The sequence below is a fragment of the Paraburkholderia sp. RL18-085-BIA-A genome (genome assembly GCF_046027075.1).
GTDB lineage: Bacteria > Pseudomonadota > Gammaproteobacteria > Burkholderiales > Burkholderiaceae > Paraburkholderia.
The window spans coordinates 25,802-44,847 of sequence record NZ_JARESU010000057.1 but is presented as its reverse complement, the minus strand read 5'-3'; the positions used below and the strand labels follow the sequence as shown (position 1 = coordinate 44,847).

The following is a 19,046-nucleotide window of genomic DNA, read 5'->3' as shown; positions in this document are numbered from 1 at the left end:
AAAGAGCCGGTCGTGACACGTCGGTCACGACCGGCTCGCTCACGCGATTCGCACGACCCCGCTCAACCGGCTCGATCGGTTCGATCCAATCGCCCGTCACTCCCATGGCCGCGCGCTCACCCCGCCGCTGCGACCTTTTCCGCCAACCTCGCGTCGTAGCTGGAATGGATGTGCACGCGCTTTTTCTCTGGATACGCGTACGAATACGCCTTGCGCAACGCCAGCGACGCCTCGTGGAATCCCGACAGAATCAGCTTCTGCTTGTTCGGATAGTTGGCGATGTCGCCGACCGCGAAAATGCCTGCACGCGTACTTTCATAGTTCGACGTATCGACATCGACGCGGCCGCCGTGAATCGTGAGGCCCCATTGCGCGATCGGTCCGAGATCGGCAACCAGCCCATAGAGCGCGACGAGATGCTCGGCCTCGAGCTGCGTCTCGCCTTCGATCTGCCGCAACGTCAGCGCCTTCAACGCATCGCCTTCGACGCTCAGCCCCGCGATCGCACCGACGACGAAATCCATCTCGCCCGCCTCGACCGCGCGCCGCATCGACGCGACGCTCGAATCGGCCGCACTGAACCCGCTGCGCCGATGCACCAGCGTCACGCGCCGCGCCACCTTTCGCAACGCGAGCGCCCAGTCGAGCGCCGAGTCGCCGCCGCCGGCCACGACCACGGTCTTGCCGGCGAAATCGGCGAGACGCAGCACGCTGTAGTGCACGTGGCGCGACTCTAGCGGCACGGCCTCGGGCAGCGTCAGTTTTTGCGGCACGAACGCACCGTTGCCCGCCGCGAGCAGGATGGCCGCGACGTCGAACACGAGGCCGCGGCCGGTGCGCACGGTCCAGCGCCCGTCGTCGCGCTGCTCGACCGACTCGACCCGCTGATCGAGATGAATCGGCACGTCGAACGGCTTGCACTGGGTCAGCAAACGATCGACGAGGTCGCGCGCCGTACACGACGGAATCGCGGGGATATCGTAGATCGGCTTGTCGGGGTAAAGCTCGGTGCATTGGCCGCCGATCTTGTCGAGCGCATCGACGATCTGGCAGGACAGGCCGATCACGCCCGCCTCGAAAGCCGCGAACAGGCCAACGGGGCCGGCGCCGACGATCAGCACGTCGGAGCGGATCGGGAGCGCGGGAGAATCGGCTGGCGAGTCGGCGGCGGGCGTCATGGGCGGTCTCTTCGAGTAGGCGATGGCCCACCATACCGAATCGCCCGAAGCCCGGCAACGATGCCATTACAGGCGGTAAGGACGCTTCGCGGGCCGCCGGCCGCTGCTACCCTCGCGCGAAAGTGGTTACCTGAAAATACCCAAAACCGGTTATTTTCCGAATCCAGTCGAGCGCCTAAGCTTCACTCATCGCATCACGGAATGCGTCCAACCCGACTCAGGAGTGAATCATGGAACAACGTCTCGACTTCTACAAAGCCAACCCCGCCGCGATCAAGGCCTTGCTCGGCATCGAAGAGCGCATCGGCAAATCGGCGCTCGAAAAATCGCTGACCGAACTGGTTCGCCTGCGCGCGTCGCAGATCAACGGCTGCGCGTACTGCGTCGACATGCACACCAGCGACGCCCGCAAAGGCGGCGAAACCGAACGGCGTCTCGCGACCGTGGTGGTGTGGCGCGAAACGCCGTTCTTCACGGACCGTGAACGCGCGGCGCTCGAATGGACCGAAGCGCTGACGCTGGTGTCGCAAGACCATGTACCCGACGCGGTATGGCACGCCGTGCGCCCGCACTTCAGCGACGAGGAACTGGTCGACCTGACGCTGCTCGTCTCGGCGATCAACGCATGGAACCGCTTTGCGATTTCGTTTCGCAAGCTGCCGGGCTGAACGCGCGCGTTGAGTTAAGCGTACACGTCAAGCCTCGCCAGGAGGCGCTGCTCGAGCAGGTTCAGACCGCCGCTTCACGCAGCGCCCGCGACCTTGAAGGCCGCGGCCAACTCGCTCAATTGCCGCGACTGATCCGCCAGCAAGTTGGCGGTCGCCGCGCTTTCCTCGACCAGCGCCGCGTTGTGCCGCGTGACCTCGTCCATCTGCGTGACGGTGAGGCTCGCCTGGCGGATGCCTTCGCTCTGCTCTTTCGACGCCGCCGTGATTTCGCCGACCAGACGCGCGACGCGCCCGATCGCGGCTTCGATGTCCTGCATCGTGCAAGCAGCGCGCGCCCGCAGTCACTCACCGATCCACGAGCCGCGCAAATCGCTGTCGTGCAACAGTTGCAGCAGCGTGCCGGCCGGGCGGCTGAGGCGTTTGGCCGCCAGCGCGATGAACTCCACCGACGGCAGCGTCGGCAAACCAGCCGCGTTCAACGGCGGCGTGAGCCCGCGCGCGGCCAGGTACTGCGGCCGAACCGTAATGCCGAGCCCGCCGCGCGCAGCCGCGATGCAACCCGCATGGCTGCTGCTCGTGCACACCACCTGCCAGCTGAAACCCGCCTCGGCGAGCGCGTCGAGCACGACCGCGCGCGTCACGCTCGGTTCGGCGACCAGAATCAGCGGCAACGGCTGGCTCAGATCGACCAGCGTGCCTGCGCGCGCGAGCCACTCCAGCCGCCCGGTGAAGAGCGGCACGCCGCGCCGGTCGCCAAGCCGCCGTTTGCCGACCAGCAGATCGATCGCACCTGCGTCCAGCAACTCGTACAGCTTGCCGGTCATGCCGATGGTGATCTCCAGCTCGACATCAGGATGCGCGTTGCGGAACGCCGCGAGCACCGTGGGCAGCGGCCCGAGCGCGACATCGTCGGACGAGCCCAGGCGCACGCGCCCTTTCAGACGCGGCGCGCGAAACTGCGACTCGGCCCGCGCGAGCGCCTGCAGGATCACGCTGGCGTGCGCGAGCATCGCCTCGCCGTCCGGCGTCACAGCGAGCGAATGGGTGTCGCGCACGAACAGGCGCCGGCCCACGCTCGCTTCGAGCCGGCGGATGTGTTCGCTGACGCTCGACTGCGTTAGGCCGAGCCGGCGCCCCGCCTCGGTGAAGCTGTGGCAGGCGGCGACGGTCGCGAAGGTCTTGAGCCAGATGGGATTGAGCATGCGGTATTGTCGCGCTGCTCATCGGCAAAGTCGATAACAGTCAGCGTCCTTAGTGGGGTTCCCGATTGACGTCGATGTCAATATCATGACGGAACTCCCCGATGATTGCCTCGCGCGCCGACCTCTGCACAGTCAGACCACCCGCCGCGCCCTACAAGATGAACAAGGATTCTTCCCAGACCGCGCTGTTGTGGATCGTCGCCGCCGGTTTTTTCATGCAGTCGCTCGACACGACGATCGTCAACACCGCGCTGCCGTCGATGGCGAACAGCCTGCACGTCGCGCCCCTCGCGATGCAACCGGTCGTCGTCGCGTACACGCTGACCATGGCGATGCTCACGCCCGCGTCCGGCTGGCTCGCCGACCGCTTCGGCACACGCCGCGTCTACTTCGCGGCGATCCTCGTGTTCGTGCTCGGCTCGGTCTGCTGCGCGAGCGCGCACACGCTCGGCCAGCTGGTGATGGCACGCGTGCTGCAAGGTCTGGGCGGCTCGATGCTGCTGCCGATCGGCCGGCTCGCCGTGTTGCGCAGCGTCTCCGGCGAGCAATACGTGTCGGCGCTCGCGTTCATTTCGATCGCCGGGCAGCTCGGCCCGATCGCCGGGCCGACGCTCGGCGGCTGGTTCGTACAGGCGATCACGTGGCACTGGATTTTCCTGATCAACGTGCCGATCGGCGCGGTGGGGCTATACGCGGTGCAGCGCTTCCTGCCGTCGCACGACAGCACCCAGGCGCCGCCGTTCGACCTGATCGGCTGCGCTCTACTGTCGCTGTGCATGATCGCGTTCTCGCTCGCGATCGACACGCCGGTCGCCACGCATCGCGCGGCCTGGTCGGCGGCGCTGTTCGCGCTCGCCGTCGTAAGCGCGCTCGCCTACATTCCACACGCGAGACACCGGCGCGACCCCCTCTTCAAGCTGTCACTGTTCGGCGAACCGAACTTCAGCGTCGGTCTGATCGGCAACCTGCTGTGCCGCGTCGGGTCGAGCGCGGTGCCGTTCCTCGTGCCGCTGCTGCTGCAACTGCAACTGGGTTATTCGCCGCTGCATTCGGGGCTGATGATGCTGCCCGCCGCGCTGGCCGGCACGCTCGCCAAACGCTGGATCGCGCCGCTCGTGCGCCGCTACGGCTACGACACTTTCCTGCTGGTCAATACCATCATCGTGGGCTTGGCGATCGTCGCGTTCGCGCTCATTTCGCGCGGCACGCCGCTCGTAATCGAAATCGCGATCCTCGCCGTGTTCGGCGCGGCCAATTCGATGCAGTTCGCGGCGATGAACAGCGTCACGTTGAAGGACCTCTCGCACGAAGATGCGGGCAGCGGCAACAGCCTCTTTTCGATGGTGCAGATGCTGGCGATCGGGCTGGGCGTGTCGATCGGCGGCGGGCTGGTGAATCTGTTCACCGCGCACTGGGGGTCGGCGGCGCTGGGGTTCCGTTTCAGCTTCGTGTGCGTCGGCGTGATTACGCTGCTGTCCGCGTGGGTGTTTCGTCATCTCGACGATCCGTCGGGTACGCGGGTGGTGCGTGGGCAGGCGGCGCAGAGCGCTGGGCGCTGAGGTGGTTGTTGCGCGCCTGTGTTGCGCTTGATTCGCGCTTGATCCGTACGCACACGGCACGCATGTGCCATTGCAACTGGCAGGGCCTGCCTGCTCGCAGAGCTCCCGCACCCCACCGCTTGCCTTGCATCAATCCGGCAAGCGGACGCCCGAAAACCCCTCACACGCTTCGATCAGCCGCTCCTGCACGGCGACATCACGCACCACCGGATGCGTGTCGCGAGGCTTCATGTGATAGAAATACCCGCCGCTCACGGTGGCACCCGGCTCATCGCTGACGGCGAGCCACACCTGCGTTTTCGGCGCTGCCTGCAGATCATCCGGCGCGCCCGCCCCGCCCATTTTCGTCGCGACCCAACCCGGCTCCAACGCGTTCGACAACACCTGCGGCCAGCGCCGCGCGATTGCGAACGCGAGCAGCGCGTCATGCAGTTTCGAGTCCGAATACGCGGCCGTGCCCTGCCATGGACGCCGCTCCCAGGCCAGATCGTCAAGGCTCGCATCGCCGCTGCGATGCAGGCCCGAGCTGAGATAGACGAGCCGCTTCGGCTTGTCGATCAGCGCGGTCAACACGTAGGGCGCCAGCGTGTTGACCGCGAAGACTTGCGGCAAGCCGTCGACGCTGGCGACCCGGCGCGGCTCGCGGTAGCCGAGCGCCGCGTTGTGAATCACCGCGTCGAAACGGCCGAGGCGATTGACCTGCTCCGCGAGCGCTTTCGCGGCCGCGAGACTCGACAGATCCCCGACGAGCGCGGTCTGCGCTTGCGGCACCGAGCGCAAGGCTTCCTCGGCGCGCGCGGCGCTGCGCGCGTGCAACACCACCTGATGCCCCATCTCGACGAGCAGGCGCGCGGCCATCTGGCCGAGGCCATCGGCGGAACCGGTAATAAAAATTCGTGACATCGTGCGTTCTCCGTTGACTAGTTCGAATATGCCCGATGCATAACAAGAAGCGCATGCCACCGTATGCCGGGCGAGTCCGTACAGATTAATGGCAAAGGCACGCCTGACCCGATAGCGTGGCCGTCATTGCACTCATGACAGCAGATCATCTATCCGCTTTGACAGGTATTACTTCCCTGCGTCGATGCGTGAATTCAAACAGACTTTCGCGTTAGCATGTCGGGCATTCACGAATAAGAAAAGGAAACTCACATGCCATTTGACGAGCGCATGCTGAACGGCATGGGCGTGCTGACGGCGATCGTCGATTGCGGCAGTTTTGCGGCGGCCGGCGAAGCGCTCGACATGTCGCAATCCGGGGTTAGCCGTTCGGTCGCGCGGCTCGAAGCGCGCCTGGGCATCCGCCTGTTCGACCGCACCACGCGCTCGGTCACGCTGACCGACGAAGGCCGGCGCTTCTACGAACAGATCGTGCCGCTGCTGGGCGGACTCGAAGAAGCGGCGGCGTCCGCGGCCCAGGGCGCGACCGCGGTACGCGGACGCTTGCGCGTGAACATGGACCCGTTCTTTTCGCGCCTGGTGCTGGGGCCGAGGCTCGGCGGCTTCATCGACAAACATCCCGATCTGCAACTCGAACTGATCACGCGCGACCAGTTGGGCGATATGGTCGCCGACGGCTTCGATCTCGCGATCCGGTTCGGCGAACCGCCGGTGTCGACGCTCATCGCTCGCAAGCTGCTGGATACGCGCATCCTGACGGTGGCCGCGCCTTCGTATCTGAAGAAGCACGGCCATCCGGCGAATCCGGCCGAACTCGAAAGCGCGCAGCACGTCTGCATTAAATTCCGCGACCCGCTGACCGGCTATCCGTTCAGCTGGGAATTTCATCGCGCCCGCAAGAAGCTCATGATTACGCCGCAAGGCCGCTTGACCGTGAACGACGTGGGCACTTTGCATAGCGTCTGCATGGCGGGCCAGGGCGTCGCGCAGATTCTGTCGCTCGGCGCCGAGCCGCTGCTGGCGAGCGGCAAGCTGGTCGAGTTGTTTCCAGACTGGGCTGACGAAGTTTATCCGCTGTATGCGCTCTATCCTTCGCGGCATCATCCGCCGGCCAAGGTCCGTGCGTTTTTCGAATTCATCGTTTCGCTGACCGGCGGTGCGCCGCGTGAGGCGGCGGGTTGAAGCAGCAAGCCGGTGTGTAGGGACGCTTGCGGTCGGCAGGTTCAGGTTGGGGTTCGGCACATTGCGGGATAGTTCGGACTCCGGCCGGATCGGTTCTGATTGCCACGCTGCGCATGATGAATTGGCGCGGCCACGCGCCAGCTTTCAAGCACGCCGGCCGCACGATCCGGCCACCGCTTCACCCCACCTCCATCAACAACGCCCTCGTGAACGGCTGCGGACCGGCATCGAGTTGCGTCATCGGCATGATCGCGTACCAGAAGCGGCGCAGGACGTTTTGACGTGTGACCAGCATGTGAGGCTCCTTCTGTCTTTTCTTATGCGTTCGGGCGTGGCTGCGATGGCTGCGTGCAAGCAGGCAGCGCAGCGCACATCAAGGCATCACCTTCGCGTTCTGAATGAATTGCAGCGTGTAGGCCGCGTGATAGTCGGTTGCCGGTTTCAGCAATCTGGCGTCGACCATGTAGTCGAACGTCTTCTTCCAGCGCGCGTCGGTCATCGTGCCGATGCCTTGCGTCGACGCATCGCCACCGGTCACGATCTTCAGCTTCTTAAGCTGCGCGACGCCGTACGCGAGTTGCGCGTCGCTCATCTGCGGGTTGTCCTTCTTGATCAGCGCGTTGCCCGGCGCAGGATCGTTCAGATAACTCTTCCACCCTTCCATCGACGCGTGCACGAAACGCGCAACCACGTCCGGATTGTTCTTCAGCGTGTCGCACATCGTCACGATCGTCGTGTTGTACGGCGGATAGCCGTCGTCCGCGAAAAGAAAGAAGTGCGCGTTGGCGTGCGCCTGCTCGGCCTGGAACGTTTCCGATGACGGATATGCCTGCATCGCGACGTTCTGGTCGGCGAAGAACGGCTGCAGGTTGAAGGTGTACGGCCGCGCCTGCGCTTCGGTGTAGCCGTACTTCGCCTTCAGCCACGGCCACCAGGTCGTGCGCCCCGACCCGGCGACGAGGATCGTCTTGTTCTTCAGGCCCGCGAGACTGGTCACGTCGGCGTGGGTCATCATGCCCTGCGGGTCGTACTGGAAGGCCGCCGCGACCGTGGTGACGGGGATGCCCGCTTCGACGCCCGACAGCACCTGGAAGTCGTAGCCGAGCAGGAAGTCAGCCTGGCCGCCGGCGAGCAACTGCATGCCGTTGACTTGCGGGTCGCCCATCCTGATCGTGACGTCGAGTCCGTACTTCCTGTAGATGCCGGTCGCAACCGCCTGATAGAAGCCGCCGTGCTCGGCCTGCGCGTACCAGCTGGTCAGCAACGTGACGTTATCGTCGGCATGGGCGAGCGGCGCGGCGAGCGCGAGTCCGGCCAGCGCGGCGCCGCTGAAGGCGCGGGCGATGAACGAACTTCCGGACATTGCAATGCGGGAGAAATGATGCAAGACACGCATGACTGAACTCCGTGTGAACGTGGGGATGATGGGATTGGTTGGAACGGTTGGAATCGTCGAAGCCGCCGCGAAGGTACGAAGCCAGCGCGCAGACGCACGCGAGCCATCGCGCTCGATGGCGGTGACACACGACAGTCGGGTGAAAATTTGGGGCAACTGCATCGCACGCTCCTTGTTGGCGAAACCGGACGGTTCCGTTCAAACGCCGAATACACTTCGACGTGGGCGCACGTTGCGCCCCAAGAGCAATGCCCCACGGTGACCGGCATGCACATGCCGGCTCGCTAGCCGCTTCTACTCTGATTTCCTTCTAAGCGAATGTCGTGCCAATTGCTGCGAAGCGGCACAGGGCCGCCCCGTTCCAACAGCGCGCAAGCAAGCCGCCACTCGCGCGACGCGTGCTGGCACCACCTGAGTGCATCGCAAGCGCGTTTCTGGCGCGACCTTGCCGACGCGCGAAGCCTCTGCGCGGGGTCTCAGGCCTGCGCCTTGCTGCACTGACAGGGTCATCCACCCAGGAGAGCGGCAATGAGCGCAACCAAGGAATCCACCAAGGACAACCCGGCCGACATGGAACACCCGCAGCCGGTCACTCACAGCGACAACGAAAAGAGCAAGCTGCCCGAACGCGACGACGAAAACCGCGATCAATCGCCCGCCGACCGTCCCGGCAAGAAGCCCGGCGAGGGTGAGCCGTCAGTTAGCTGAAAGCTTCTCTGAAAAAATAAGAGCGAGTCTGCAAGCGGCTTTGCTACGTTTGAGCAGCCAAGCCGCATAAAATTTTTCCCTTCTATCCGCTTTCGGAAAGCAAACATTTCTTCCTGATTTTTACCGATTATTTTTTCCGCGCCTTGGACTATTTTTCTGCTTGCAGCGATGTACGCGCCAAGCGAACCGGCTGCCGCCCCTCTTAATTCGATAAAAAAGGCGACGCCCATGTCCATCTCATCGAGTTCACCTCGTCAGGCCGAAGTCTCCGCCAAAGTCTCCATCTGCCTGCCCACCTGCGATCGCCCCGAACTGATCGCGCAGTGCATCGATTCATGCCTCGCGCAAAGTTACGGAAACCTGGAAATCGTGATCGGCGACGATTCGCAGGACACCCGCACCCAGCAGTTGATCGCGGCACGCTATGAACAGGAGCCGCGCGTGCGCTACACGCTGAATCAGCCGCCGCTCGGCCAGGCGCGCAATGTCGCGAGCCTGTTCGAGCGCGCGAGCGGCGACAAGATCCTGCTGATTCACGACGACGATCTGCTCGCGAGCGACGGCGTCGAAAAACTCGTGTCGCTCTGGACGCTTCATCCGCAACTCGACGCCGCCTTCGGCGATCAATACGAAGCCGATCACGACGGTGCCGTCGATCTGGACGCGAGCACGCGTCTGAACGCGGCGTTCCGGCGCACGAAGGACGGTGAAGGTCTGCAGCCGCTCCCGGGCAGAACCGGACTGATCCAGATGTTCCCGAATAATGGCTGGATGGCCGACGCCCAACTCGTCAAGCGGATCGGCTACAAGGAACAGTACGGCATGTGCTGCGACTTCGTGTTCGGCGTCGAACTCTGTCTCGCGGCGCGCGAGGTGTTTTATCTGCACGACTATGTGTCGGTGTATCGCAAGACCGCGACGTCGATCTCGCACAGCACGCGCGGCACGGCGATCGCTGCGACGGTCAGTGCGTACGCGTTCGTGAAGGCATTGCAACTGCCGCCGCAACTGGAGCCGTCGCGCAAGCTGGCGTTGCGGCGTCTCGCGCCGATCGTCGTGTCGATTCACGCGAGAAACCGGCAGGCGCTGGCGGGTTTCAGGATCGTGCGCGGCCATCTGTTCGCGTACAACCATGGGTTCAGTGCGCGGCTCTACTACCACCTTCTGATGCTCGCCCGCGCGGGGTTGCCGGTGCGCCGGCAGGCTGTGGCGGCAGCCGCTGTTGCGGCCGTGGCCGCCACGCCGGCGGTCGTGGCCGATCCGGCTGCGGTGGTCAAGGAACTCGTCGACGAGCTTGTGACGGATCGATCCGAGCCGGTTTGACGAAGGATGGACGGCGTCGCCGGGTGCTCGCCTCGACGCGTGTTCAAACACGCAGCCTGCCCGGCATCCTGTGCTTAGCAAACGCGTATTCGTTGTTTGGCGCCGCGCACGGCGTTGATTACGATGGACTCGATCCATCATCAGCCGCGAGGTGATTCATCATGTCCAACAGCGCCTGTTTCAAGCCGCGCGTGATCGAACCCGTGCTTGTCGATCAACCGGAAGGATTGGGGCTCGCAGTAGAGTTGTGGCTGGCACAGCCCGTCGACGGCATCGCGGGCCGGGCGCTGCGGATTCATTTGCGCAGCGACGCACGCATGCCGCAAGCCGAAGCGCTGCGCGATCTGCTGCACGCATGGGGGACGGAAATCGCGGTGAACTGAGCGCGTACGCAACGCGTCGCCTCGCATCGCCTCGCTCATGCGAAAACCGCGACCGGATTGCTACCGGCCGCCGTTCTTGAACCCGCACCCGCAATGCATGGGCACGGGCAATACCTCGCAAACGCTCAGGGCTCGTGACGCAGATATCCTTCCGTCGACGGATCGCGCATGCGCAGCGCCACGATGCCGGCAATCGCGCACATCACCGTGACGTACCAGAAGAACGCCGTTTCGATGCCGATCGACTTCAGCCACAGCGCAACGTACTCAGCCGAGCCGCCGAACACCGCATTGGCCACCGCATAAGAAAGCCCCACGCCGAGCGCGCGAACTTCCGGCGGGAACATTTCCGCCTTGATCAGGCCGCTGATCGACGTATAGAAACTGACGATCGCAAGCGCCACCACGACGAGGCCGAACGCCGCATACGGGCTCGTCACGTCCTTCAGCGCATGCAGCAGCGGCACCGTGCCGATCGTCGCGAAGAAACCGAAAAGCAGCATCGAACGACGCCGGCCGATCCGGTCCGACAGCGCGCCGAACGCCGGCTGTATCACCATGTAGACGAACAGCGCCAAGGTCATCACCGAGCTGGCCGTTTTGGTCTGCATGCCCGCCGTGTTGACCAGGTACTTCTGCATGTAGGTCGTGAAGGTGTAGAAAATCAGCGAGCCACCGGCCGTGAAGCCGAGCACCGTCATGAACGCGCCCTTGTGCACCCACAAGCCGCGCAGCGTGCCGGCTTCCTTGCGCTGACGGGTCGCGGCGGTAGTGGTTTCGTCGAGCGATTTACGCAGATACAGCGCGATCAACGCAGCTATCGCGCCGATCACAAACGGCACGCGCCAGCCCCACGCCTTGATTTCAGCCGGAGAAAGCGCCTGCTGCAGGATCACGATCACCAGCAGCGCGCACAACTGGCCGCCGATCAGCGTCACGTACTGGAACGATGCGAAGAAGCCGCGCCGGCCCTTGAGCGCAACTTCACTCATGTAGGTCGCGCTGGTGCCGTATTCGCCGCCCACCGACAAGCCCTGGAACAGCCGCGCAACCAGCAGCAGCGCCGGCGCCAGCGCGCCGATCTGTGCATAGGTGGGGAGCAACGCGATCACGAGCGAGCCGCCGCACATCATGAACACCGATATCATCATCGCGGTGCGCCGGCCGTGCTTGTCGGCGAGGCGGCCGAAGAACCATCCGCCGATCGGACGCATCAGGAAGCCGGCGGCGAACACGCCCGCTGTGTTGAGCAGCTGCGTGGTGGTGTTGCCGCTCGGGAAGAACGCCGGCGCGAAGTACAGCGCCGTGAACGAATACACATAAAAGTCGAACCACTCGACGAGGTTGCCCGAGGAGGCGCCGACGATCGCGAAGATGCGACGCCGGGTGTCGTGGGCCGAGGCCACGGTTTGGTCTGTCAGGTCGGTCATGCTGGTGTCTGTCCTTGTCGTAAAACGAAGATGGCGGTCGTGTCGCCGCCTTCACAGCGCGCGCCGCGAGATGCTCGCCACGCGCGTGCGCGAATTTTACAGAACCGAAAGGGGAAGATGGGGATTTGTCAGGCATCTTATGGCAAAGATCGGCGCATTCGCGTTGATGTGGACAGTCGGGCAAAAGAAAAAGCCCCTGCCAGTCATGCGACTGCCAGAGGCTTTGAACAGCTTTGAACAGCTTTGAAGCGCTTTGAACCGCCCGTCAACCGGCCGCTCGTCCGAACGGCCTCACACCCTCACCGCGGGCGGCACATACCGGCATTCGTAGCGCTTGCGCACAGTGCCGTTCTCGTCGACGCTTTCGAGGTACACGTCGAACTGCCACAGGCGCGCCATGTGCTTGAGCACTTCCTCGCTATCCGACGACAGATGCCGGTTGTCGCTCATGAAGTGGCGCAGCGTCAGGCTCCGGTCGCCGCGTGTGTTCACCGCCCACACCTGAATGTTCGGCTCCCGATGGTGCATGTCGTATTGCCGCGACAACGCCTGGCGCACGTACTGATAGCCGCTGTCGTCATGAATGGCCGACACTTCGAGCGCATCGCGCATGTCGTCGTCGAGCACCGAGAACAAACGCATTTCACGGATCAGATGCGGCGACAGATACTGCGCGACGAAGCTCTCGTCCTTGAAGTTGCGCATCGCGTAGTGCATCGCCGGCAGCCACGGACTGCCCGCCAGCTCCGGAAACCACTTGCGGTCTTCCTCGGTCGGCGCTTCGCAGATCCGGCGGATGTCGCTCATCATCGAGAAACCGAGCGCGTACGGATTGATGCCGCTGTAGTACGGTTTCGTCACCGGCGGCTGGTAGACCACGTTGCTGTGCGAATGGAGAAACTCCATCATGAAGCCGTCTTCCAGCTTGCCCTGGTTGTACATCGTGTTGAGCAGCGTGTAGTGCCAGAACGTCGCCCAGCCCTCGTTCATCACCTGGGTTTGCCGTTGCGGATAGAAATACTGCCCGACTTTGCGCACGATGCGGATCACCTCGCGCTCCCACGGCTCCAGCAGCGGCGCGTTCTTCTCGGCGAAATACAGCAGATTTTCCTGCGGCTCCGGCGGATAGCGCTCCTCGATTTCCTCAGGCAATGGCGTATGCCGGGTCGGCAGCGTGCGCCACAGTTCGTTTACCTGCGACTGCAGATAGGCCTCACGTTCGCGCCGCGCGGCGAATTCCTTTTCGAGCGACAGCTTCTGCGGCCGCTTGTAACGATCCACGCCGTAATTCATTAGCGCATGGCACGAATCGAGCAACTCCTCGACCCGGTCGAGCCCATAGCGCTCCTCACACTCCGCGATGTAGTTCTTCGCGTAGACGAGGTAATCGATGATCGCGTGCGCATCCGTCCACAGCCGGAACAGATAGTTGCCCTTGAAGAACGAGTTGTGCCCGTAAGCCGCATGCGCGATGACCAGCGCCTGCATCGTCATCGTGTTCTCTTCCATCAGATACGCGATGCAGGGGTTCGAATTGATGACGATCTCATACGCCAGCCCCATCTGCCCGCGACGGTAACTTTTTTCGGTGGAGAGAAAGTGTTTGCCGAACGACCAGTGACGGTAGTTCACCGGCATGCCGACGGAAGCGTACGCATCCATCATCTGTTCAGCGCTGATGAGTTCCAGCTGGATCGGATACACGTCGAGTTCATATTGCTCCGCAACACGGGCAATATGCGAGTCGTACTCCTCGATCAACTCGAAGGTCCAGTCGGACGGGCACGGCAGAGGCCGTTTTTCGGCTACGTTCATACGGACTTCCCTTTGCCCCTCGGTGGGCGTTCCGGTGTGTCCCCGTGCTGCAGCGCTATGGACTGCTCCGGCTGCGGCGGATTCAGGATGATCCGCCCCGGCCTCGGCATGCCCCGACTGTTGCTGCGGCACGCCTTTTCCGCGCTCCGGCTGATAGCCGCGCGCTTCGTTGTGCAGATGCCTGGTCGTCATGACGAGGCCACCTGCTTTTCAAACAGTTCACGAAACACCGGATAAATGTCGGCCGCGGTTTCGACCTTCTTCATCGCCATGTGCGGCTGGCTCAGCGCCAGCTGCGCATATTCGAGCCACAGGTTCTGCTCTTCGGGCGTGACCTGAATATACGCAAAATAGCGCACCTTCTCCAGGATGTCATCCGCGAGTAGCTTGCGGCACTTGGGAGAGTCGTCGGTCCAGTTGTCGCCGTCCGAGGCCTGCGCCCCGTAAATGTTCCATTCAGTTGGCGAGTAGCGCTCGTCCATCACCTTCTGCATCAGTTCGAGCGCGCTCGACACTACCGTGCCGCCGCTTTCGGTCGAATGGAAGAACGTGTCTTCGTCGACTTCCTCGGCACGCGTGTGGTGGCGAATGAACACCACCTCGATGCGCTCATAGTTACGCTTGAGGAACAGATACAGCAGGATGAAAAAGCGTTTGGCGAGATCCTTGCGCTGCTCATCCATCGAACCCGACACATCCATCAGACAGAACATCACCGCCTGGCTGGATGGCGTGGGCTGCTTCACGCGATTCACGTAGCGCAGATCGAACGGATCGATGAACGGAATGCGCCAGATGCGCCCGCGCAAATGGTGGATTTCCTCTTCGAGCAGTTTGATCTCTTCCCGGCGGTCCGCGGGATCGGCCTTCAGCGTATCGAGTTGCCGCTCCATTTCGTGCAACTGGTTGACGAGCGGCGCACCAAGCGCGATGCGCCGGCCGAGCGCGCTGCGCAGCGAGCGCACCACGTCGATATTGTTGGGCGTGCCTTCGGCCGCCCAGCCCGCCCGAATGCTTTTCCACGTGGGCACGGCCAGCAGATGGGTTTTGACGAGACGCGGCAGTTCGAGGTCGTCGAAGAAATACTGCATGAATTCTTCGCGGCTCAGCTCGAACACGAAGTCGTCCTGACCCTCGCCCTCGTTGCTGGCCTGATTGCCCCCGCCTCCGCCACCGCCCCCTTGCGGCCGCTGGATCTTGTCGCCGCGGATGTAGTCCGAGTTGCCGGGATGCACCATTTCGCGCTTGCCGCCAGGGCCGTGGCGGAACGACGGTTCCGCGATGTCCTTGCGTGGAATCGTGATGCTCTGGGTGTTCTGGATATCTTTGATGCTGCGGTCGCGCACGGCATCCGAAACCGCGCGACGAATGTAGTTCTTGACGCGGCGCAAAAAACGCTCGCGATTCGCAATGCTCTTGTTCTTGCCTGCCAACCTGCGGTCGATGATTTGATGAAGCACGCCCGGTCTCCCGTGTCGACCAGAGTTAGCGCTTCAGCGCTTACTCTGGTCCCATGCAGAGCATGTCGATCGGAGCAGGCGTTTTAGCGCCCACTCCCACCCCTGCAACTGCCGTAATTTCCGGTGCGCGAGACGCACGCTGCGTGGCGCAATGCAAGCAACGCTATGTCCAAACAGCTTGCCCCTCGCAAGGTGCCCGCGCGGATAAACCCCGCGGGCTGCACGCAATGCGCATCATGACGACTTGCGCACACGCAGATACCAGTCACACAGCAAGCGCACCTGCTTCGGCGTATAGCCCTTCGTCACCATCCGGTTGACGAAGTCTTCGTGCTTGCGCTGCTCTTCCGCCGAGCCCTTCGCGTTGAACGAGATCACCGGCAGCAGTTCTTCCGTGTTCGAGAACATCTTCTTTTCGATTACGACGCGCAGCTTCTCGTAGCTGATCCACGCGGGATTCTTCCCCGCGTTGGCCGCACGCGCGCGCAGCACGAAGTTCACGATCTCGTTGCGGAAGTCCTTCGGGTTGCTGATGCCCGCGGGCTTCTCGATCTTCTCCAGTTCGGCATTCAGCGCCGCGCGGTCGAAGCTCTCGCCGGTGTCGTGGTCGCGGAATTCCTGATCCTGAATCCAGAAGTCCGCGTACGTCACGTAGCGATCGAAAATGTTCTGACCGTACTCCGAATACGACTCCAGATAGGCGGTCTGAATCTCCTTGCCGATGAACTCCGCATAGCGCGACGCGAGGACGTCCTTGATGAAGGACAGATACTTCTGCTCGGTTTCCGGCGGGAACTGCTCGCGCTCGATCTGCTGTTCGAGCACGTACATCAGGTGCACCGGATTGGCCGCGACCTCGGTCGAATCGAAGTTGAACACGCGCGACATGATCTTGAACGCGAAGCGGGTCGACACGCCGGTCATCCCTTCATCCACGCCTGCAAAATCGCGGTACTCCTGATACGACTTGGCCTTCGGATCGGTATCCTTCAGATTCTCGCCGTCGTAGACCTGCATCTTCGAGAACAGGCTGGAATTCTCCGGTTCCTGCAAACGCGTGAGCACTGACATCTGCGCCATCATCTTCAGCGTGCCCGGCGCGCATACCGCATTCGCCAGCGACGAATTGCGCAGCAGCTTCTCGTAGATCTTGACCTCTTCACCGTAGCGCAGGCAGTAAGGCACCTTCACGACGAAGATCCGGTCGAGCAGTGCTTCGTTGTTGCGGTTGTTGCGGAACGCCTTCCACTCCGACTCGTTCGAGTGGGCGAGGATGATGCCGTCGAACGGGATCGCGCCGAAGCCTTCCGTGCCCTTGAAGTTGCCTTCCTGGGTCGCGGTGAGCAGCGGGTGCAGGACCTTGATCGGCGCCTTGAACATTTCGACGAACTCGAGCAGGCCCTGATTGGCGAGACACAGGCCGCCGGAGTAGCTGTAGGCGTCAGCGTCGTCTTGCGCGTACTGTTCGAGCTTGCGGATGTCGACCTTGCCGACGAGTGACGAGATGTCCTGATTGTTCTCGTCGCCCGGCTCGGTCTTGGCGATGCCGATCTGGCGAAGGATCGACGGGTAGCGGCGCACCACCCGGAACTTGCGGATGTCGCCGTTGTATTCGTGCAGGCGCTTCACCGCCCACGGACTCAGGATGCCTTTCAGGTAGCGTCGTGGAATCCCATATTGTTCTTCGAGAATCGGGCCGTCTTCCTCGTAGTCGAACAGACCGAGCGGCGACTCGTTCACGGGCGAGCCCTTGATCGCGTAAAACGGCACGCGTTCCATGAGCTGCTTCAGACGTTCCGCGATCGACGATTTGCCGCCGCCGACCGGGCCCAGCAGATACAGGATCTGTTTCTTTTCTTCGAGCCCCTGGGCCGAGTGCCGGAAGTAGGCGACCACCTGCTCGATCACCTCTTCCATTCCGTAGAACTCACGGAATGCGGGGTATACCTTGATGACCTTGTTCGCGAAGATGCGCGACAGCCGCGGATCGTTGCGAGTGTCGATCTGTTCCGGTTCCCCGATTGCCGTCAACATGCGTTCGCCAGCCGTGGCGTACGCGGCGGGATTGTCTTTGCAGAGCGCGAGATACTCCTCGAGCGAGAGCTCATCTTCTCGCGTTTTCTCGAAGCGGGTCGCGAAACTGCTGTAGATATCCATGCTACCTCCTCGCCGAAGTCTAGACCGATGTCGTGCGCGGCGCGCTATTCGGAAACGACATCGCTCGAATTCATCCTAAACCCTTTTAAATTTTTTTTCACGAACTACGTTGCGAAAATCGCGCCGTACCCGCCTCCCAATATTCCTCACTTGGAAACAAAGTTTCGACCACCTACAATTTTGCACGCACATCGCAGCGAATCGGACGCTCATCACGCTCACGTTGCGCTCTTCACCTGCGCCGTCCTCATGCAACGGCACTGCAAATCCCGCATCACCGCGCACCATTGCATCGCAACGCACGCGCTCTCTCATAGCGAACGATCCCGCTGTTGCATCGGACACGCTGTCTGCGCTCGCACACTTTCTTGCTGAACGTGCGGACGTCATGCGGTTTTCATGCCCGCTCACGTTTTTTTCATCAACGCGCGACCCATACGTTCGGTCTACCTGCGCATGCGTCTGTTACATGTTCGCTCACACATCGTCCTCGCGGTTCGTCAACACATGACGGCTTTTGGTTCCATACGATCGAGCGAACCCACACTTTGAATCGTTGCGCGAGCCACCGGCACCGTGCGTCTGCATTGACCGCGTCACTCGCAGGGTCACCGCGCGCATGACTGCAATACGGCAACGCAGCAGTACGATTTCATGGGTTTAGACGGCAAAGCCGCTAACGCGGATGCCACAAAAATAAAACGGCCGCCCCTGGCAGCCGTGTGAATGAAGCTTCGTAATTTGCTGTTACAAGCGCGCCGTGATGTGCGCGCCGTGATGTGCGCGCCGTGATGTGCGCGCCGTGATGTGCGCGCCGTGATGTGCGCGCCGTGATCAGGTCAGGTCAGCTCGATCTCCACTTCCCCGAGGCCGTCGATATGACCGCGCACGATGCCCGGCTTGTCCACCTTGTGTGCGCCGACGTACGAACCGGTGGTGAGCGTCCATTCCGGTTCGATCGTGATGCCCATGGCGGCGCAATGGTTGACGAACCACACTAGCAGCTCGCGCGGGTCGCCCGCCGGGTTGCCAGTGGCCTCCGGCACCAGCGAGTCCCCGTTGAAGCTCAGTTCCAGCTCGGGTGAAACGAAGTCGAAGCCGCGTGCGAGACCCGCATACGCGAGCGGATGCCCGCTGATCAACGCGCCGTTGTTCTGCGCATCGGCCAGTTGCGCGAGCGGCGCGACATTCGGCCATTCGCTGAAACGGCTGTCGACGATCTCGATGGCCGGCAGCACCACGCCGACCTTCGAGAGCACCTCGTCGCGCGCATAGGCACGGCCGCGCGGCTCGATCGCCTCGGCGAAGCGAAAGGCGATCTCCAGCTCCACGAGCACCCGGAAGAACCCGCCATGCGCGATCCGTGCCGGCGACGGCAGCACGACCGACGCCGGAATCGGCGCTCCCGCGGCAGCGCCGCCCGGCGTCCTCGCGCCGATCTTCCACGCACCCGTCGAATCGCCGAGGCCCGCGATGACCGCCTGCTGGATCGCATAGGCGGTTGCCGCATCGGGCGGCAGGCTGTCGGGGGCGGGCGCCTCGATTGGGCGATGCTGCCGGCGTGCTTCGACGAGGCGGTGCGCGAGGTCGTGTGGCGTCATGTCGGTCCTTTCTGGCTGGCGCATTGAGCGGTTCATCAGGCTCGAGGGTTGGGGGAAGCCGCGCGTTGCGTGCGGCTGAAG

16 protein-coding genes are annotated in these 19,046 nt (G+C 62.9%); 6 read left to right on the top strand and 10 right to left on the bottom strand.

Annotation, left to right across the window (positions count from 1 at the left end):
- Positions 1 to 116: 116 nt before the first annotated feature.
- Entirely contained in the window at positions 117 to 1,178 is a 1,062-nt protein-coding gene (locus P0D89_RS30080) for an NAD(P)/FAD-dependent oxidoreductase (protein ID WP_408357702.1), read from the bottom strand.
- A gap of 230 nt (positions 1,179 to 1,408) precedes the next feature.
- Between P0D89_RS30080 and P0D89_RS30075 the strand changes: the two genes are divergently transcribed.
- Positions 1,409 to 1,846 (top strand): carboxymuconolactone decarboxylase family protein, encoded by a 438-nt coding sequence (locus tag P0D89_RS30075; protein ID WP_408357701.1) that lies wholly within the window; start codon positions 1,409 to 1,411, stop codon positions 1,844 to 1,846.
- Between the two features lie 74 nt (positions 1,847 to 1,920).
- On the opposite strand, the gene P0D89_RS30070 is transcribed toward P0D89_RS30075, so the two are convergent.
- Together P0D89_RS30070 and P0D89_RS30065 are read right to left on the bottom strand one after the other, a co-directional pair.
- Entirely contained in the window at positions 1,921 to 2,163 is a 243-nt protein-coding gene (locus tag P0D89_RS30070; RefSeq protein ID WP_408357700.1) for a hypothetical protein, read from the bottom strand.
- Between the two features lie 24 nt (positions 2,164 to 2,187).
- Positions 2,188 to 3,048: a LysR family transcriptional regulator gene (locus P0D89_RS30065; RefSeq protein WP_408357699.1), complete on the bottom strand. Its 861-nt coding sequence runs from the start codon at positions 3,046 to 3,048 to the stop codon at positions 2,188 to 2,190.
- 158 nt (positions 3,049 to 3,206) lie between these two features.
- Here P0D89_RS30065 and mdtD point away from each other — a divergent pair, with 158 nt between their 5' ends.
- Positions 3,207 to 4,607, top strand: a complete 1,401-nt coding sequence (mdtD, locus tag P0D89_RS30060; protein ID WP_408357721.1) for a multidrug transporter subunit MdtD — start codon at positions 3,207 to 3,209, stop codon at positions 4,605 to 4,607.
- Between the two features lie 129 nt (positions 4,608 to 4,736).
- Here the strand turns inward: mdtD and P0D89_RS30055 are convergent, their stop codons facing one another.
- A complete protein-coding gene (locus P0D89_RS30055) occupies positions 4,737 to 5,510 on the bottom strand; it encodes an SDR family NAD(P)-dependent oxidoreductase (protein WP_408357698.1) in 774 nt (257 codons plus the stop codon).
- A 252-nt stretch (positions 5,511 to 5,762) separates the two neighbouring features.
- Here P0D89_RS30055 and P0D89_RS30050 point away from each other — a divergent pair, with 252 nt between their 5' ends.
- On the top strand, positions 5,763 to 6,692 hold the full coding sequence (locus P0D89_RS30050; RefSeq protein WP_408357697.1) for a LysR family transcriptional regulator: 930 nt from the start codon (positions 5,763 to 5,765) through the stop codon (positions 6,690 to 6,692).
- A gap of 373 nt (positions 6,693 to 7,065) precedes the next feature.
- Here P0D89_RS30050 and P0D89_RS30045 read toward each other — a convergent pair whose 3' ends face one another.
- Positions 7,066 to 8,088: an ABC transporter substrate-binding protein gene (locus tag P0D89_RS30045; protein WP_408357696.1), complete on the bottom strand. Its 1,023-nt coding sequence runs from the start codon at positions 8,086 to 8,088 to the stop codon at positions 7,066 to 7,068.
- Positions 8,089 to 8,616: 528 nt separating this feature from the next.
- Here P0D89_RS30045 and P0D89_RS30040 point away from each other — a divergent pair.
- The 3 genes from P0D89_RS30040 (at position 8,617) to P0D89_RS30030 (ending at position 10,502) form a co-directional block, all read left to right on the top strand.
- Positions 8,617 to 8,796: a hypothetical protein gene (locus tag P0D89_RS30040; protein WP_408357695.1), complete on the top strand. Its 180-nt coding sequence runs from the start codon at positions 8,617 to 8,619 to the stop codon at positions 8,794 to 8,796.
- A 228-nt stretch (positions 8,797 to 9,024) separates the two neighbouring features.
- Complete coding sequence (locus tag P0D89_RS30035; RefSeq protein ID WP_408357694.1) at positions 9,025 to 10,119, top strand: glycosyltransferase family 2 protein; 1,095 nt, start codon at positions 9,025 to 9,027, stop codon at positions 10,117 to 10,119.
- A gap of 161 nt (positions 10,120 to 10,280) precedes the next feature.
- The gene (locus tag P0D89_RS30030; protein WP_408357693.1) at positions 10,281 to 10,502 is read left to right on the top strand and encodes a hypothetical protein; all 222 of its coding nucleotides are present in this window, start codon (positions 10,281 to 10,283) and stop codon (positions 10,500 to 10,502) included.
- A gap of 125 nt (positions 10,503 to 10,627) precedes the next feature.
- On the opposite strand, the gene P0D89_RS30025 is transcribed toward P0D89_RS30030, so the two are convergent.
- The 5 genes from P0D89_RS30025 to P0D89_RS30005 all read right to left on the bottom strand — a co-directional run bounded on the left by P0D89_RS30025 (position 10,628) and on the right by P0D89_RS30005 (position 18,965).
- The gene (locus tag P0D89_RS30025) at positions 10,628 to 11,932 is read right to left on the bottom strand and encodes an MFS family transporter (RefSeq protein WP_408357692.1); all 1,305 of its coding nucleotides are present in this window, start codon (positions 11,930 to 11,932) and stop codon (positions 10,628 to 10,630) included.
- 291 nt (positions 11,933 to 12,223) lie between these two features.
- On the bottom strand, positions 12,224 to 13,939 hold the full coding sequence (locus P0D89_RS30020; RefSeq protein WP_408357691.1) for a SpoVR family protein: 1,716 nt from the start codon (positions 13,937 to 13,939) through the stop codon (positions 12,224 to 12,226).
- Positions 13,936 to 15,207, bottom strand: a complete 1,272-nt coding sequence (locus P0D89_RS30015; protein WP_408357690.1) for a YeaH/YhbH family protein — start codon at positions 15,205 to 15,207, stop codon at positions 13,936 to 13,938. Before P0D89_RS30015 ends, P0D89_RS30020 begins: the two co-directional genes overlap by 4 nt.
- A gap of 234 nt (positions 15,208 to 15,441) precedes the next feature.
- A complete protein-coding gene (locus P0D89_RS30010; protein ID WP_408357689.1) occupies positions 15,442 to 17,364 on the bottom strand; it encodes a PrkA family serine protein kinase in 1,923 nt (640 codons plus the stop codon).
- A gap of 839 nt (positions 17,365 to 18,203) precedes the next feature.
- The gene (locus tag P0D89_RS30005; RefSeq protein WP_408357688.1) at positions 18,204 to 18,965 is read right to left on the bottom strand and encodes a hydratase; all 762 of its coding nucleotides are present in this window, start codon (positions 18,963 to 18,965) and stop codon (positions 18,204 to 18,206) included.
- Positions 18,966 to 19,046 lie beyond the last annotated feature (81 nt).